The sequence below is a fragment of the Achromobacter sp. ISS7 genome, from assembly GCF_056523125.1.
This window is the reverse complement of the sequence record NZ_JAWRZD010000001.1, coordinates 2,738,020-2,752,440: the sequence shown is the minus strand read 5'-3', so window position 1 is coordinate 2,752,440 and position 14,421 is coordinate 2,738,020. Positions and strand designations below refer to the sequence as shown.

Genomic DNA, 14,421 nt, shown 5'->3' with positions numbered 1-14,421 from the left:
CCGGGGACGGTTTTACGGCCGGTTAATGCCATAATGCGCTCGTGCTGAAAATACCCTACGAACTCTGGATCGGCGCCCGCTATGCCGGGTTGGCCCGGATCCGCCAGCGACGCGGCCGCCGCGATCGCTTCATCTCTTTCATCGCGGCCAGTTCCATGGCAGGCATCGCGCTGGGCGTCGCCGCCCTGATCGTGGTGCTGTCGGTCATGAACGGTTTCCAGAAAGAGGTCCGTGACCGCATGCTGTCGGTGCTGCCGCACATCGAGCTCTACATCCCAGGCGCCGCGCCCGAGCGGGTGCTCGAGCAGTGGCAGCAGTTCGCCGACGCCGCCAAGCGCAACCCCGAGGTCAAGGCCGGCGCGCCCTTCGTGGCGGCGCAGGGCATGCTGGTGCGGGGCCAGGCTCTGCGCGGCGTGCAGGTGCGCGGCATCGACCCGGCCACCGAGGGCAATGTCTCGGACCTGCCGCGGCAGATGGTGGCGGGCAAGCTGACCGACCTTAAACCCGGCGGTTTCGGCGTGGTGCTGGGCAACGAGCTGGCCGACGGCATGGGCGTGAAGGTGGGCGACACGCTGCTGATGCTGGCGCCGCAGGGCTCCATCAGCCCGGCCGGCTTCGCGCCGCGCATGCGCCAGTTCACCGTGGTCGGCGTGTTCTCGTCGGGCCACTATGAATACGATTCCTCGCTGGCCTTCGTCGACAACGACGACGCCGCCAAGGTCTTCCGCGACAGCGGCACCGCCGGCGTGCGCCTGCGCATCGCCGACATGCAGAAGGCGCCGGAAGTCGCGGCCGAGCTGCGCAACGTGCTGCCGCCGTACGTCATGGCGAGCGACTGGTCGCGCAACAACCGCACCTGGTTCGCCGCCGTGCAGACCGAAAAGCGCATGATGTTCCTGATCCTGGCGCTGATCGTGGCGGTGGCCGCGTTCAACCTGCTGTCGTCGCTGGTGATGGCGGTCAAGGACAAGCAGTCGGACATCGCCATCCTGCGCACGCTGGGCGCCGGGCCGGGCGAAGTGGCCCGCATCTTCCTGGTGCAGGGCGCGCTGATCGGCGTCATCGGCACGCTGCTGGGCGTGGCCGGCGGCATTCTCATCGCCTACAACGTCGATGTGATCGTGCCGTTCATCGAGCGCCTGCTGGGCGTGCACTTCCTGCCGCGCGAGATCTATTTCATCAGCGCCTTGCCGTCCGATCCGCAGATGGGCGACATCGTGACCATCGGCGTGACCTCCCTGGTGCTGTCGTTGCTGGCGACCTTGTACCCCAGCTGGCGCGCCTCGCGCCTGCAACCCGCACAGGTGCTGCGCCATGACTGATACCCTGACTCCGGCGCTGCAGGCCGACAAGCTGGTCAAGATCTACGACGAGGGCCCGGCCCGCATCGAGGTGCTGAGCAACGTCAGCCTGACGGTGGCGCGCGGCGAGATGGTCGCCATCGTCGGCGCGTCCGGCTCCGGCAAGAGCACGCTGCTGCACATCCTGGGCCTGCTGGACGTGCCCAGCAGCGGTTCGGTCTCCGTCGACGGCCAGCTGGCCGTCGGGCTGACCGAAGCGAAGAAGAGCCAGGTGCGCAACCGCAGCCTGGGCTTCGTCTATCAATTCCACCACCTGCTGCCGGAATTCTCGGCGCTGGACAACGTGGCGATGCCGCTGATCGTGCGGCGCGAGAACCGCGACAAGGCCCGCGAGGCGGCGCGCGAGGTGCTGGGCCTGGTCGGCCTGGCGGCGCGCGAAGGCCATTATCCGGGCCAGTTGTCGGGCGGCGAACGCCAACGCGTGGCGCTGGCGCGCGCGCTGGTGACGCGCCCGGTCTGCGTGCTGGCCGACGAGCCCACCGGCAACCTCGACCGCCACACCGCGCACAACATGTTCGAGCTGCTGACGCGGGTCAACCGCGAGTCGGGCACGGCATTCGCGATCGTCACCCATGATCCCGAGCTGGCGGCGCGCGCCGACCGCCAGTTGCTGATGGAAAACGGCAAGCTGGTCTCGGGCTGACGCCGACCGCCGCGGGTGGGGCGATAATGAGGCAAGAGACCCGGGCAAGGAGACCGCGCCCATGCTGATCGACACCCATTGCCATCTGGACGCCGCCGAGTTCGACGCCGACCGCCGCGAGGTGGCCGAGCACGCGCTTGACGCCGGCGTGCAGGCCATCGTCATTCCCGCCGTCGAGCGCGCCAACTTCAGTGTGGTGCGCGAGCTGGCGGGGCAGGTGGCCGGCGGCGCCTACGCGCTCGGCATCCATCCCCTCTACGTGCAACGCGCGGCCGATGCCGACCTGGACGCCCTGCGCGAGGCCATCCGGCAAGCGCTGGGCGATCCGCGCTTTGTCGCCATCGGCGAGATCGGCCTGGATTTCTTCGTGCCCGAGATCGCCTCGGGCGAGCCGCGCGCGCGGCAGGAACATTTCTACGCGGCCCAGCTGGCCATGGCGGCGGAATTCAAGCTGCCGGTGCTGCTGCACGTGCGCAAATCGCAGGACATCCTGTTGAAGTACCTGCGGCGCCACGACCGCATTGGCGGCATCGCGCACGCCTTCAACGGCAGCGCGCAGCAGGCCCAGGCCTTTGTCGAGCAGGGCTTCGCCCTGGGGCTGGGCGGCGCCATGACCTACGAGCGGGCCTTGCAGATCCGCCGCCATGCCACCGACGTCGACCTGCAGCACCTGGTGCTGGAGACCGACGCGCCGGACATCCCGCCGGCCTGGCTGCATCCGCCGCGGCGGCGCAACCGTCCCGGCGAGCTGGCCCGCATCGCCCAGGTGCTGGCGGACCTGCGCGGCCTGTCCGTGGCGCAGGTGGCGCAGGCCACCACGGCCAACGCCCTGCGGGTGTTGCCGCGGCTCTGTTCCGCGATCCTGGCCGACGCGGACTGAGCCGTCCCTGTTTGGCGCGGCGCGATACGGGGCGTTGCGGCTGCCTCAGGTCTGGGCGCGCGGCAGTTCGATGCGCACGCTCAGGCCGTTCGGCGCGGCGTTGCGCGCCGAGATCCGGCCCTTGTGCGCCGTGACCGCGGCGCGCGCGATGCTCAGGCCCAGGCCGGCGCCGCCTGGGGTGACGCCGGCGGCCGCCGCGCTCTGGTAGAACGGTTCGAACAGGTACGCCAATTCCTTCTCCGGCACGCCGGGGCCGCCGTCCTCGATTTCCAGGCAGGCCTCGGCGGCATCCGCCAGCAGGCGCACGCGCACGAGGCCGCCCTCGGGCGCGAAACGCAGGGCGTTGCGCAGCACGTTCTCGATGGCGCTGGCCAGGCTGTCGCGATCGGCGGTCACGGGCAGCGGCGCCGGACGCCGCCAGTCGATCGAGACGCGGCGATCGCCCGCCTCGAAACGGGCATCCTGCACCACGTCATCGACCACGTCCGCCAGGTCCAGCGTTTCGGTCGGCGAGGGCAGGGCGCCCATGCGCGCCAGCCGCAGGGTGCTGCCGACCAGGGCGTCCAGGCGCTCGCATTCGCGCTCCATGCGGTCCAGTTGCAGGTCCTGGCGTTCGTCCTTGCGGCGCGCCAGTTCGACGCCCAGCCGCAGGCGCGCCAGCGGCGAGCGCAGTTCATGGGCGATGTTGCGCAGCAGTTGTTCGCGGGTATCGACCAGCGCCTGCAGGCGGCCGGCCATGGCGTCGAAGTCGCGCGCCAAGAGGCCCACTTCGTCCTTGCGCAGCGACAGGACGGCGGGGCTGCGGGTTTCCAGCTTGCCGGCGGCCAGCGCGCGGGCCGCCCGCCGCAACTGGTCCAGCGGCGCCGCCACGTGACGCGTCAGCGCCCAGCAGAACGGCGCGGTGATGGCCAGGGCGAACAGCAGCAATCCGAGCGCGACCGGGGTCAGGCCCAGCATCTCCCAGTGCGACGAATCGAACGGCAGGAACAGCATCAGCAGATGGCTGCGGTCCGGCAGGATGAGCAGCTGCGGGTGCCACCAGGACACGCGCAGCGCGTCGGGATCGGCGGCCACGTCGATGGCGGTCAGCATGCTGGCATCGGGCGAGGCGCGAAAGGCGGCCAGCCAGTCGTCCAGCCGGGTCGGCAGGCGGCGTCCCAGGATCTCGCGGTCCTGCGTGTCGACGATGTAGATCTTGAGCGCCGAATAGCGCGCATCCATGGCCTCGAGCCAACGGCGCAGGCCGTCGGCGCCGTCGGTGCGCGCGATCTGCGTCGCGTCGCGGGTCAGGTTGCCGGGGTTCAGGCCGTCCAGCGAATCGACGCGATACCAGGCCACGGCCGCGGTCAGCATCATGCCGCAGACCGTGATGACAGCCATCGCGCCCCAGAAGGTCAGGAAGGCGCGCCAGAACAGGGAGCGGATCGGCAGCCAGGCCATCAGGCCGTGCCCGCCAGCACGTAGCCCAGCCCCCGCAGGTTGCGGATGGCGGGGGCGTCGCCGGCCTGGTCCAGCTGCAGTTTCTTGCGCAGGCTGCTGATGTGGGTGTCGATGCTGCGGTCGTAGCGGTCGGCGCTGCGGCCCAGCGCGTACAGGCTGATCTGGTCGCGCGCCACCACCTGGCCGGGCGCGCGCATCAGGATTTCCAGGATGCGCTGTTCGGCGCCGGTCAGCAGCACTTCCTGCGCGCCGAGGCGGGCGCGGCCGCTGGCGGCGTCGAGCGACAGCGCGCCCACGCTCAATTCGAGCGGGGCGGGTTGCGGTGTTTCCTCGAAACGGCGCAGCACCGCGCCAATGCGGGCCTTGAGTTCGCGTGGACTGAACGGCTTGGCCAGGTAGTCGTCGGCGCCCAGTTCAAGCCCCAGCACCCGGTCGGTTTCGCCGCCATGGGCGGTGAACATGATGACCGGGCGGCGCGAATGCTGGCGCAGGCGCCGTAACAGGTCGAGGCCGTTGCCGTCGGGCAGCATCAGGTCGAGCAGGACAAGATCAAAGCAACCCTGCATTGCCAAAGGCAAACCTTGAGCGCTGTTGTGCGCCAGCGTCAGCTCGATCTGGCCGGGTTCGAGGTATTCGCGCAGCATCAATGCCAGGTCGACGTCGTCGTCGATCAACAGGATGCGGCGCAGTGTCAAAGGGGGTGAGATGGACATGCGCTTGGGTTCTGTTGCTGCGGCAGCATAGCGGGTCGCCGGCGGCCGAAGTGTCAAGAAGTGCGAAGAAAGTAAAAGTTGCGGAAAGCGTGTTGCAGCCCCCGGACGGCCTCCATTCTAATATGAGAATGGTTTTCATTAAAAATTGAAGCGGAGGGCGCGGCGCGCGGGGCGCGGCGGCCATCCGGGACGGGAGAAGTTCAAATCATGCTCAGTAACGATCTGACCGTGCGTCGCGCACTGGGTCCGCGTACCCGCCTGGCCGTCGCCTTGTGCGGCGCCGGCCTCGCCCTGGGCCAGCCGGCCTGGGGGCAGGCGGCCGACACCAAGACGCTGGACACCGTGGTGGTCACGGCCAGCGGCTACGAGCAGCAGATCCAGGACGCGCCGGCCTCGATCAGCGTCATCACGCGCCAGGATCTCGAAAAGAAGTTCTACCGCGACGTCACCGACGCCCTGGTCGAAGTGCCGGGCGTGATCGTCACCGGCGGCGGCGACCGCCAGGACATCAGCCTGCGCGGCATGGGGCCGAAGTACACGCTGATCCTGATCGACGGCAAGCGCCAGAACTCGCGCGAAACCCGCACCAACTCCGACTCCAGCGGCGTCGAAGGCGGCTGGACGCCGCCGATCTCGGCCATCGAGCGCATCGAGGTGGTGCGCGGGCCGATGTCGTCGCTGTATGGGTCCGACGCCATGGGCGGGGTGATCAACATCATCACCCGCAAGGTGCCCAGCGAGTGGGGCGGCGAGATCCGCATGGACACCACCATCCAGGAAAGCAGCAAGTCCGGCGACATCTACCAGGGCAACTTCTACCTGGCCGGCCCGATCAAGAACGACCTGCTGGGCCTGCAGATCTACGGCCAGGCGACCCAGCGCGACGAAGACAAGATCTTCGACGGCTACCGCAAGCGCAACGCCACCAACATCACCGCCAAGCTGGCGCTTACGCCCAACCGCGACCACGACATCGTGCTGGAAGCCACTTCCAGCCGCCAGAAATACGAGAACACCCTGGGCAAGACCGTGGCCCCGCTGGCGCCGGGCGTGGCGTGCCCGCGCACCGGCTGCCCGGCCTCGTCGGAAACCGACTACCGCAGCAACAAGTGGGCCTTGTCGCATACCGGCCGCTGGGGCTGGGGCGTGTCCGACAGCTACGTGCAGCAGGAAGAGTTCGATAACCGCTCGCGCCAGATGAAGATCAAGAACCTGGACCTGCAGACCAGCTGGTCGCTGCCGCTGGGTTCGCACATGCTGACGCTGGGCGGCAGCTACCTGACGCAGCGCCTGACCGACCAGACCGGCAACCAGCTGGCCGGCGGCCCCAGCAAGGTGGAGCGCTACCAATGGGCGCTGTTCGCCGAGGATGAATGGCGCCTGGCCGAGAGCTTTGCCGTCACCGGCGGCCTGCGCATGGACCAGGACGAGAACTTCGGCAGCCATTTCAGCCCGCGCCTGTACGGCGTGTGGCACATGGCCGAGCGCTGGACCCTGAAGGGCGGCGTGTCCACCGGCTTCCGCGCGCCCGACCTGCGCCAGACGGTCGCGGGCTGGGGCCAGGTCAGCCGCGGCGGCAACATGTATGGCAACCCCAACCTGACGCCCGAGAAGTCGGTGACCGAGGAAATCGGCCTGCTGTATGACGACGGCGAAGGCTTCAACGCCGGCCTGACGCTGTTCAACAACGACTTCAAGGACAAGATCACCCGCGTTGCGTGCCCGCTGTCGCAGTGCACCGAAGGCCCCAACCAGTTCGGCGCCAATCCCACCACCTACATGAACGTGGACAAGGCGGTGTCGCGCGGCGTCGAGGCCAACCTGAAGCTGCCGCTGGGTCGCGACTGGTCGCTGACCAGCAGCTACACCTTCACCAAGTCGGAACAGAAGACCGGCCAGTACCAGGGCCAGCCGCTGAACCAGCTGCCCAAGCACCTGTTCACCACCACGGTCAACTGGCAGGCGTCCGACGCGCTCGAGGCCTGGGCCCGCGTCAACTACCGCGGCAAGGAAAGCCAGCCGATCACCGGCCCGTCCTCGTCGTCGCTGGTGGCGCCGTCCTACACCTTCGTCGACCTGGGCGGCTCCTACGCCGTCAACAAGAAGGTGTCGGTGTACGCCGGCATCTACAACCTGTTCGACAAAAAGGTCGGCTACGACGACTACGGCTACGTCGAAGACGGCCGCCGCTATTGGCTGGGCGTGGGCGTGAAGTTCTGAGCCCGCGTGCAACACCCGGGACGCGCCGCCGCCAGGCGGCGTTCCCGCAACCTGGAGAGACGAGCATGACGATGAAACAAACCCAAGCGGGACGCGCCGGCCGTTGGCTGGCTTGTGCCGCCGCCGCCCTGGCCCTGGGCACGGCCAGCGCGCTGAGCGCGGCCCAGACCGTGCCGGTCAAGCATGCGCGCGGCGAGACCGCCGTGCCGCAGAACCCCGCCAAGACCGTGGTGCTGGACCTGGCGGTGCTCGACACGCTGCACGCGCTGGGCGTGGACGTTACCGGCGTGCCGACGGCCGCCAAGCTGCCGCCGCAGCTGGCCCAGTACGCCGACAAGCGCTACCTGAAGGTGGGCAGCATGTTCGAGCCCAACTACGAAGTGATCCACGCGGCGCAGCCGCAGGTGATCTTCGTGGCCGGCCGCTCGGCGCCCAAGTACGACGAGCTCGCCAAGCTGGCGCCCACGGTGGACCTGACCGTCGACGCCAAGGACCTGGTGGGCAGCGTGGCGCGCAACACCGAGACGCTGGCCGCCCTCTACGGCAAGCAGGCCCAGGCCAAGGAAAAGCTGGATGCCCTGCGCGCCGCGATCGCCGCGCTGCACGGCAAGGCCGCCGGCGCGGGCACCGGCCTGATCGTGCTGACCACGGGCGGCAAGATGAGCGCCTACGGCCCCGGTTCGCGCTTCGGCGTCATCCATGACGCGTTCGGCATCGCGCCGGCCGCCAAGGACCTGAACGTGTCGAACCACGGCCAGGCGATCTCGTTCGAGTTCATCGCCCAGACCGATCCGGACTGGCTGTTCGTGATCGACCGCGATGCCGCCATCGGCCGCGAGGGCACGTCGGCCCAGCGCATGCTGGACAACGAGCTGATCCGCCCGACCAAGGCCTGGAAGCAGCAGCGCGTGGTCTACCTGAACGGCTACAACTGGTATCTGCTGGGCAGCGCGGGCCTGACCGCCATGCAGCAGAACGTGGACGACCTGGCGCGCGCGCTGTCGGCGGCCAAGTAACCGCATGGCACAGCGGATGGAACCGGAGTCGGCCGGGTGAAGCAGGGCGGCATGATCACCGGCTGGGCCGGGTTGGCGGCGTTGCTGCTGTTGTTGCTGTTGCTGTGCGTGGCCAGCGTCAGCCTGGGCGCGGGGACGTTCTCGTTCAGCGCCCTGGCCGGCGGGCCGGACGCCGAGCGCGCCTGGCGCCTGCTGCTGGTCAGCCGCGTGCCGCGCACGCTGGCCTTGCTGCTGGCCGGCATGGCGCTGGCGGTGGCCGGGCTCATCATGCAGATGCTGGTGCGCAACCGCTACGTCGAACCGACCACGGCCGGCACCGTCGAGTCGGCCACCCTGGGCATCCTGGTGGTGACGCTGCTGGCGCCGGACACGCCGGTGATCGGCAAGATGCTGACGGCCACCGGTTTCGCGCTGGCGGGCACGCTGCTGTTCCTGGCGCTGCTGCGGCGCGTGCCGCTGCGCACGCCCTTCATCGTGCCCTTGATCGGCTTGATCCTGGGCGGCGTGATCCACGCGGTCACCACCTTCGTCGCCTATCGCTACGACCTGCTGCAGTCGCTGCACGCCTGGACCACGGGCGATTTTTCCGGGGTGCTGCGCGGGCGCTACGAACTGCTGTGGATCGGTTTCGCGCTGGCCGCCGCCGCCTACCTGGCGGCGGACCGCTACACCGTGGCCGGCATGGGGCGGGAATTCGCCGCCAATCTCGGCCTGAACCACGCGCGCCTGACGCTGACCGGATTGCTGATCGTGTCGGCGATCTCCGCGGTGGTGGTGGTGACGGCCGGCGGCATTCCGTTCCTGGGCCTGATCGTGCCGAACGCCGTCAGCCTGATGCTGGGCGACAACATGCGCCGTTCGATTCCCTGGGTGGCGGTGCTGGGGGGCGTCTTCGTGCTGGCCTGTGACATCATCGGCCGCCTGGTGATCCACCCGTACGAGGTGCCGCTGGGCACGGTGGTGGGCGTGGTGGGCAGCATCCTGTTCCTGTGCCTGCTGCACAGCCGGAGGAACCGCCGTGGCTGATTCCGTCGTGTCGCGCGCCGCCACGGCCCGTTCGCCGCAGGCCTGGCGCCTGGCCCTGCTGGCCGCGCTGGCGCTGCTGTGCGTGGCCGGCTTCATGATGCTGGGCGCCAATGGCCAGTGGGACTTCGTGCTGCCGTTCCGTGGCGGCAAGCTGGCGGCGATGCTGCTGGTGGCGTACGCGGTGGCGGTGTCATCGGTGCTGTTCCAGACCGTCACCCACAACCGCATCCTGACGCCGGCCATCATGGGGTTTGATGCGCTTTACCTGCTGATCCAGTCGGTGGTGGTGTTCGGCTTCGGCCAGGCGGCAGGGGTGGTCAGCCATCCCGTGGCGGCCTTCGTGCTGGAGGTGTGCGCGATGACGGCGTTCGCTTGCCTGCTGTTCCGCTGGCTGTTCACCGACGCGGTGCGCAGCCTGCACCTGATGATGCTGGTCGGCATCATCTTCGGCCTGTTGTTCCGCAGCCTGTCCAGCTTTGTCGTGCGCCTGATCGACCCGAACGAGTTCCTGGTGCTGCAGGACCGGATGTTCGCCAATTTCAATTCGGTGCGCACCGGCCTGCTGCCGATCGCGCTGGCGGCGGTGGCGGTGGCCACGCTGCTGATCTGGCGCATGCGGCGCCGCTACGACGTGCTGGCGCTGGGGCGCGAGATCGCGCTGAACCTGGGCGTGGACTATCGCCGCACCTTGCTGCTGACGCTGGCCGCCATCGCCGTGCTGGTGTCGGTGTCCACCGCGCTGGTGGGGCCGGTGACGTTTTTCGGCCTGCTGGTCAGCAACCTGGCCTACCACGCGATGGGCTCGGACCGGCATCGCCACACCGTGCCGGCCGCGGTGCTGCTCAGCGTGATCTTCCTGGTGGGCGGCCAGACGCTGCTTGAACGGGTATTGCAGCTGAGCACCACGGTCAGCGTGGTCATCGAATTCGTGGGCGGAGTGATGTTCCTGGCCCTGATCTTGCGCAGGGGACGCCAATGATCGATATCCAACAAGTCAGCAAGCAGTATGGCGACAGCGTGGTCGTGGACCAGGTGTCGCTGGCGCTGCCCGCGGGCGGCGTGACCGCCATCATCGGCCCCAACGGCGCCGGCAAGTCGACCCTGCTGTCGATGATCAGCCGCCTGTTGCCGACGTCGGCCGGCCACATTCAGGTCGACGGCCTGGACGTGACGCGCAGCGACAGCCGCGAACTGGCGCGCCGGCTGGCCATCCTGCGGCAGGACAATCACCTGCCGCTGCGCCTGACGGTGCGCGACCTGGTGGCGTTCGGCCGCTATCCGCACACCGGCGGACGGCTGACGCTGGACGACAAGGCCCATATCGACCGCGCCATCGCCTACCTGGAACTGGAGCCGCTGGCCGACCGCTACCTGGACGAGATGTCCGGCGGCCAGCGCCAGCGCGCCTTCGTGGCGATGGTGCTGTGCCAGGACACGCGCTACCTGCTGCTGGACGAGCCGCTCAACAGCCTCGACATGAAGCACGCGGTGGCCATGATGGGCACCCTGCGGCGCGCGGCCGACGAACTGGGCAAGACCGTGGTGCTGGTGCTGCACGACATCAACTTCGCCTCGGCCTATGCCGATCGCATCGTGGCGATGAAGGCGGGCAGGGTGGCGCACCATGGCACTCCCGCCGAGTTGATCCGTCCGGAAGTCCTGGGCGCGCTGTACGAACTGCCGATCGACGTGCACGAGATCGGCGGCAAGCGCATCTGCGTGTACTACCGCTGACCCGCGGTCGATAAAAACAGGGGCGCATGGCCGCGGCGCAGGCCTGCCGAGGGGCGCGCACGCGTGGCACAAGGCGGCTGAAAAACATCTGAATTGGACGCGTGTCTCATTTATCGTGGCCGCAAGGCAACGTAATGATAAAAGCATTGCGAGTGATTCTCGTTGTCAAGAGAATGGCGAACCATTCCATTTCAAACGACTTCGACAAGACCCGCTGGCCATGCACGTCCTTCGCCCCCTCACCGCCGCCCTGTTCGTCGTGGCTCCCCTGGCCGCGCACGGCCAGGCCGCCGCGCCCACCGCCACCTTGCCCGCCGTCAGCGTCGTCGGCACCGACGACACCGCCCAGAGCTACAACCCGCCCGCGTCCACCAGCGCCACCAAGATCGACGCGCCGCTGCGCGACATTCCGCAGACGGTGAACGTGGTGCCGGCGCAGGTGCTGCGCGACCAGCACGCCATGTCGGTGCAGGACGCGCTCAAGAACGTGCCGGGCGTCAGCTTCTCGACCGGCGACGGCCAGCGCGACCAGGTGTCGATCCGCGGCTTCACCGCCATCGCCGACCAGTTCGTCGACGGCTTCCGCGACGACGCGCTGTACTACCGCGACCTGTCCAACGTCGAGCGCATCGACGTCATCAAGGGCCCGGCCGCGGTGCTGTATGGCCGCGGCTCGTCGGGCGGCCTGATCAACCGCGTCACCAAGAAGCCGGGCGAGGACATCTCGCAGGTCGGCCTGAGCTACGGCTCGTGGAACGACCGCCGGCTCGACCTGGACCTGGGCCGCGCCAATGAAAGCGGCTCCATGTCGTGGCGCCTGACCGGCGCGGTGGAGAAGGGCGACAGCTACCGCGACAAGCAGTTCATCGACCGCAAGGCGATCGCGCCGTCGGCCCAGTTCCGCCTTGGGGAGGACACCACCTTCCTGCTGCAGACCGAGTTCCTGGAAGACCGCCGCCTGACCGACTTCGGCATCCCGGCCTATCACGGCCGGCCGGTGGACGTGGACCCGTCCACCTACTATGGCGCCGAGAACGCGCGCGACACCGACTACACCCAGACCCGCGTGCAGTCCTATGCTGGCACGCTGACGCACCGCTTCAACGAGAACTGGTCGCTGCGCAACGCCACGCGCTACTACCACTACACGCTGAACCGCAACAACACCTTGCCCGGCACGGTCAACGAAGCGGCCCAGACCGTGTCGCTGACGCACGGCAACGTGCTGCGCGACGAACACGGCTGGACCAACCAGACCGAACTGATGCAGCGCGTGCAGTGGGGCTCGGTGCGCCACGACATCCTGTACGGCGTCGAAGTGGGGCAGCAGAACAAGGACCTGGTGAGCTATTCCAACGCCAACGTGGCGGTGGTCAACCTGTTCGATCCGCGCCTGCCGACGCTGCAGCGCCAGGCCGTGGGCGCGCCGGGTTCGGACAGCCTGGGCCGCTTCAGCACGCTCGGCCTGTACGTGCAGGACATGGTGTCGCTGGGCGAGCACTGGAAGGTGCTGGGCGGCGTGCGCCACGACCGTTTCGAGCAGAAGACCGAGGACCGCCGCAGCGGCCAGAACCTGCAGCGCACCGACTCCAACCTGAGCCCGCGCCTGGGCCTGGTGTTCCAGCCGGACAGCGTGCAGTCGTACTACGTGTCGTGGAGCCGTTCCTACCAGCCCTCGGGCGAGGCCTTCGCGCTGGCCGCCAACAACGTCGACCTGGCGCCGGAAAAGACCACCAACTACGAAGTCGGCGCCAAGTACGACTTCCTGGATGGCAAGCTCTCGACCACCGTGTCCGTGTTCCGCCTGGAGCGCACCGACATCAAGGTCACCAACCCGGTGACCAACACGCTGGTGCCGGTGGGCACGCAGCGCACCGACGGCGCCGAATGGACGCTGTCGGGCGACCTGTCCAACGGTTGGCGCGCGATGCTGGGCTACGCCTACTTGGATGCGCGCGTGACGCAGTCCGTCGCGGTGGATGCCGGCAAGAGCGTGGAAGGCAAGCGCGCCACGCTGACGCCGCGCCATGCCGGCAACGTCTGGATCACCAAGGACCTGGGCGATGGCTTCGGCGCTGGCGCCGGCCTGAACCTGGTGGGCGCGCGCTTCGCCAACCCGGGCAACACCGTCACGCTGCCGGGCTACCTGACGGCGGACGCGGCGGCATGGTGGCGCCAGGGGCCGTACTCGGTGCAGTTGAACGTGTACAACCTGTTCAACGCCGGCTATATCGTCTCGGCCCATGGCACCAGCCCCAACCTGAACATGCCGGGCGCGCCGCGCAACGCGATGCTGAGCCTGCAGTACCGCATGTAAAACCAGCGGTCCGCGCGCGCCGGCCAGGCGCGCGCGGCGCGGATCAGCGCAGCGGCGATTCGGCCGCCAGGCTGTCCGTTTCCAGCGCCGCCAGCGCGTCCAGGAAGCGCCACGCAAACGAACCGGGGCCCTCCGCCAGGGCGCCGGCGCGACGGCCGGCGATGCCGAAGCACGACAGCGCCGCCACCGCGGCCGTGTAGGCGTCATCGCGCGCCACCGCCGCGAAGGCGCCCACCACCGCCGTCAGCGCGCAGCCGGTGGCGGTGACCTGCGGCATCAGCGGCGACCCGCCGGTCACGCGCACTTCGCGCTGGCCGTCCGTCACGAAATCCACTTCCCCGGTCACGGCCACCACGGTGGCGCGCGCCCGCGCCAGCTCGCGCGCCGCCTGCTCGGCCTGCTGCACGGGATCGCGCGCGTCCACGCCCTTGCTGGCGCTCTGGCCGCCGGCCAGCGCGATGATCTCCGATGCATTGCCGCGGATCACCGCGGGCCGCAGGTCCAGCAGGCGCCGTACCGCGTCGCGCCGGAACGCCGTGGCATGGTGCGCCACCGGGTCCAGCACCCATGGCGTGCCGGCCCGGGTCGCGGCGGCGGCGGTCTGCAGCATGCTATCCAGCCATGGCGCCGAGAGCGTGCCGATGTTGATCACCACCGCGCCGCTGATGGCGGCGAACTCCGGGGCTTCTTCCACGGCATGCACCATCGCGGGCGAGGCGCCGATGGCCAGCAGCGTGTTGGCCGCGGTATTCATCGACACGAAATTGGTCAGGCACTGCACCAGCGGCGCGTCGCGGCGCACCGCCGCGTACAGGTCGCGCGACGCCAGCGCCAGGGCGGAGAGGGTGGGGTCGGAAGAGGCCATGCCGGTCGGTCCTTGCAAGGGGACAACGGGCGGGGCGGAGCGTCATGGCGCGGCAGCGGGGGCCGGCGGAATGCGCACCTTCCCTACGCCAGCATTGTCTGGATCAGGTTCAACGGGTCTGCGCGCCGCGCGCCGCGTGTCGGACGCGGCCGCCATCGGAATCTCAGCTTCTTGCCGAAGCTCCCCGGGTGGATGAAGCTATGTTC

12 protein-coding genes and 1 riboswitch are annotated in these 14,421 nt (G+C 69.0%); of the genes, 9 read left to right on the top strand and 3 right to left on the bottom strand.

Annotated features, from left to right (window positions below; all coding sequences use genetic code 11):
- Positions 1-89 precede the first annotated feature (89 nt).
- From AC1HFW_RS12310 to AC1HFW_RS12300, 3 genes are all read left to right on the top strand, one after another.
- Positions 90-1,322: a lipoprotein-releasing ABC transporter permease subunit gene (locus AC1HFW_RS12310; RefSeq protein WP_006395835.1), complete on the top strand. Its 1,233-nt coding sequence runs from the start codon at positions 90-92 to the stop codon at positions 1,320-1,322.
- Positions 1,315-2,004, top strand: coding sequence for an ABC transporter ATP-binding protein (locus AC1HFW_RS12305; RefSeq protein ID WP_006395833.1), 690 nt, complete (start codon positions 1,315-1,317; stop codon positions 2,002-2,004). The genes AC1HFW_RS12310 and AC1HFW_RS12305 overlap by 8 nt, the downstream gene beginning before the upstream one ends.
- A gap of 61 nt (positions 2,005-2,065) precedes the next feature.
- Complete coding sequence (locus AC1HFW_RS12300) at positions 2,066-2,884, top strand: TatD family hydrolase (protein WP_479283621.1); 819 nt, start codon at positions 2,066-2,068, stop codon at positions 2,882-2,884.
- Positions 2,885-2,929: 45 nt separating this feature from the next.
- On the opposite strand, the gene AC1HFW_RS12295 is transcribed toward AC1HFW_RS12300, so the two are convergent.
- Both AC1HFW_RS12295 and AC1HFW_RS12290 read right to left on the bottom strand, forming a co-directional pair.
- Complete coding sequence (locus AC1HFW_RS12295; RefSeq protein WP_479283619.1) at positions 2,930-4,324, bottom strand: sensor histidine kinase; 1,395 nt, start codon at positions 4,322-4,324, stop codon at positions 2,930-2,932.
- Complete coding sequence (locus AC1HFW_RS12290; RefSeq protein ID WP_479283617.1) at positions 4,324-5,037, bottom strand: response regulator transcription factor; 714 nt, start codon at positions 5,035-5,037, stop codon at positions 4,324-4,326. Before AC1HFW_RS12290 ends, AC1HFW_RS12295 begins: the two co-directional genes overlap by 1 nt.
- Before the next feature lie 207 nt (positions 5,038-5,244).
- Between AC1HFW_RS12290 and AC1HFW_RS12285 the strand changes: the two genes are divergently transcribed.
- From AC1HFW_RS12285 to AC1HFW_RS12260, 6 genes are all read left to right on the top strand, one after another.
- Positions 5,245-7,257: a ligand-gated channel protein gene (locus AC1HFW_RS12285; RefSeq protein WP_241074239.1), complete on the top strand. Its 2,013-nt coding sequence runs from the start codon at positions 5,245-5,247 to the stop codon at positions 7,255-7,257.
- 65 nt (positions 7,258-7,322) lie between these two features.
- Positions 7,323-8,273 (top strand): siderophore ABC transporter substrate-binding protein, encoded by a 951-nt coding sequence (locus AC1HFW_RS12280; RefSeq protein ID WP_006395823.1) that lies wholly within the window; start codon positions 7,323-7,325, stop codon positions 8,271-8,273.
- A 51-nt stretch (positions 8,274-8,324) separates the two neighbouring features.
- Positions 8,325-9,299, top strand: coding sequence for an ABC transporter permease (locus tag AC1HFW_RS12275; protein WP_035361701.1), 975 nt, complete (start codon positions 8,325-8,327; stop codon positions 9,297-9,299).
- Entirely contained in the window at positions 9,292-10,278 is a 987-nt protein-coding gene (locus AC1HFW_RS12270; RefSeq protein ID WP_192579563.1) for an iron chelate uptake ABC transporter family permease subunit, read from the top strand. Before AC1HFW_RS12275 ends, AC1HFW_RS12270 begins: the two co-directional genes overlap by 8 nt.
- Positions 10,275-11,033 (top strand): iron ABC transporter ATP-binding protein, encoded by a 759-nt coding sequence (locus tag AC1HFW_RS12265; RefSeq protein WP_061070734.1) that lies wholly within the window; start codon positions 10,275-10,277, stop codon positions 11,031-11,033. The genes AC1HFW_RS12270 and AC1HFW_RS12265 overlap by 4 nt, the downstream gene beginning before the upstream one ends.
- 220 nt (positions 11,034-11,253) lie before the next feature.
- Complete coding sequence (locus AC1HFW_RS12260) at positions 11,254-13,350, top strand: TonB-dependent receptor (RefSeq protein WP_116520852.1); 2,097 nt, start codon at positions 11,254-11,256, stop codon at positions 13,348-13,350.
- Between the two features lie 43 nt (positions 13,351-13,393).
- On the opposite strand, the gene thiM is transcribed toward AC1HFW_RS12260, so the two are convergent.
- Positions 13,394-14,215 (bottom strand): hydroxyethylthiazole kinase, encoded by an 822-nt coding sequence (thiM, locus tag AC1HFW_RS12255; protein WP_006395816.1) that lies wholly within the window; start codon positions 14,213-14,215, stop codon positions 13,394-13,396.
- Positions 14,216-14,277: 62 nt separating this feature from the next.
- A riboswitch (TPP riboswitch) is annotated at positions 14,278-14,412 on the bottom strand.
- Between the last annotated feature and the right edge of the window lie 9 nt (positions 14,413-14,421).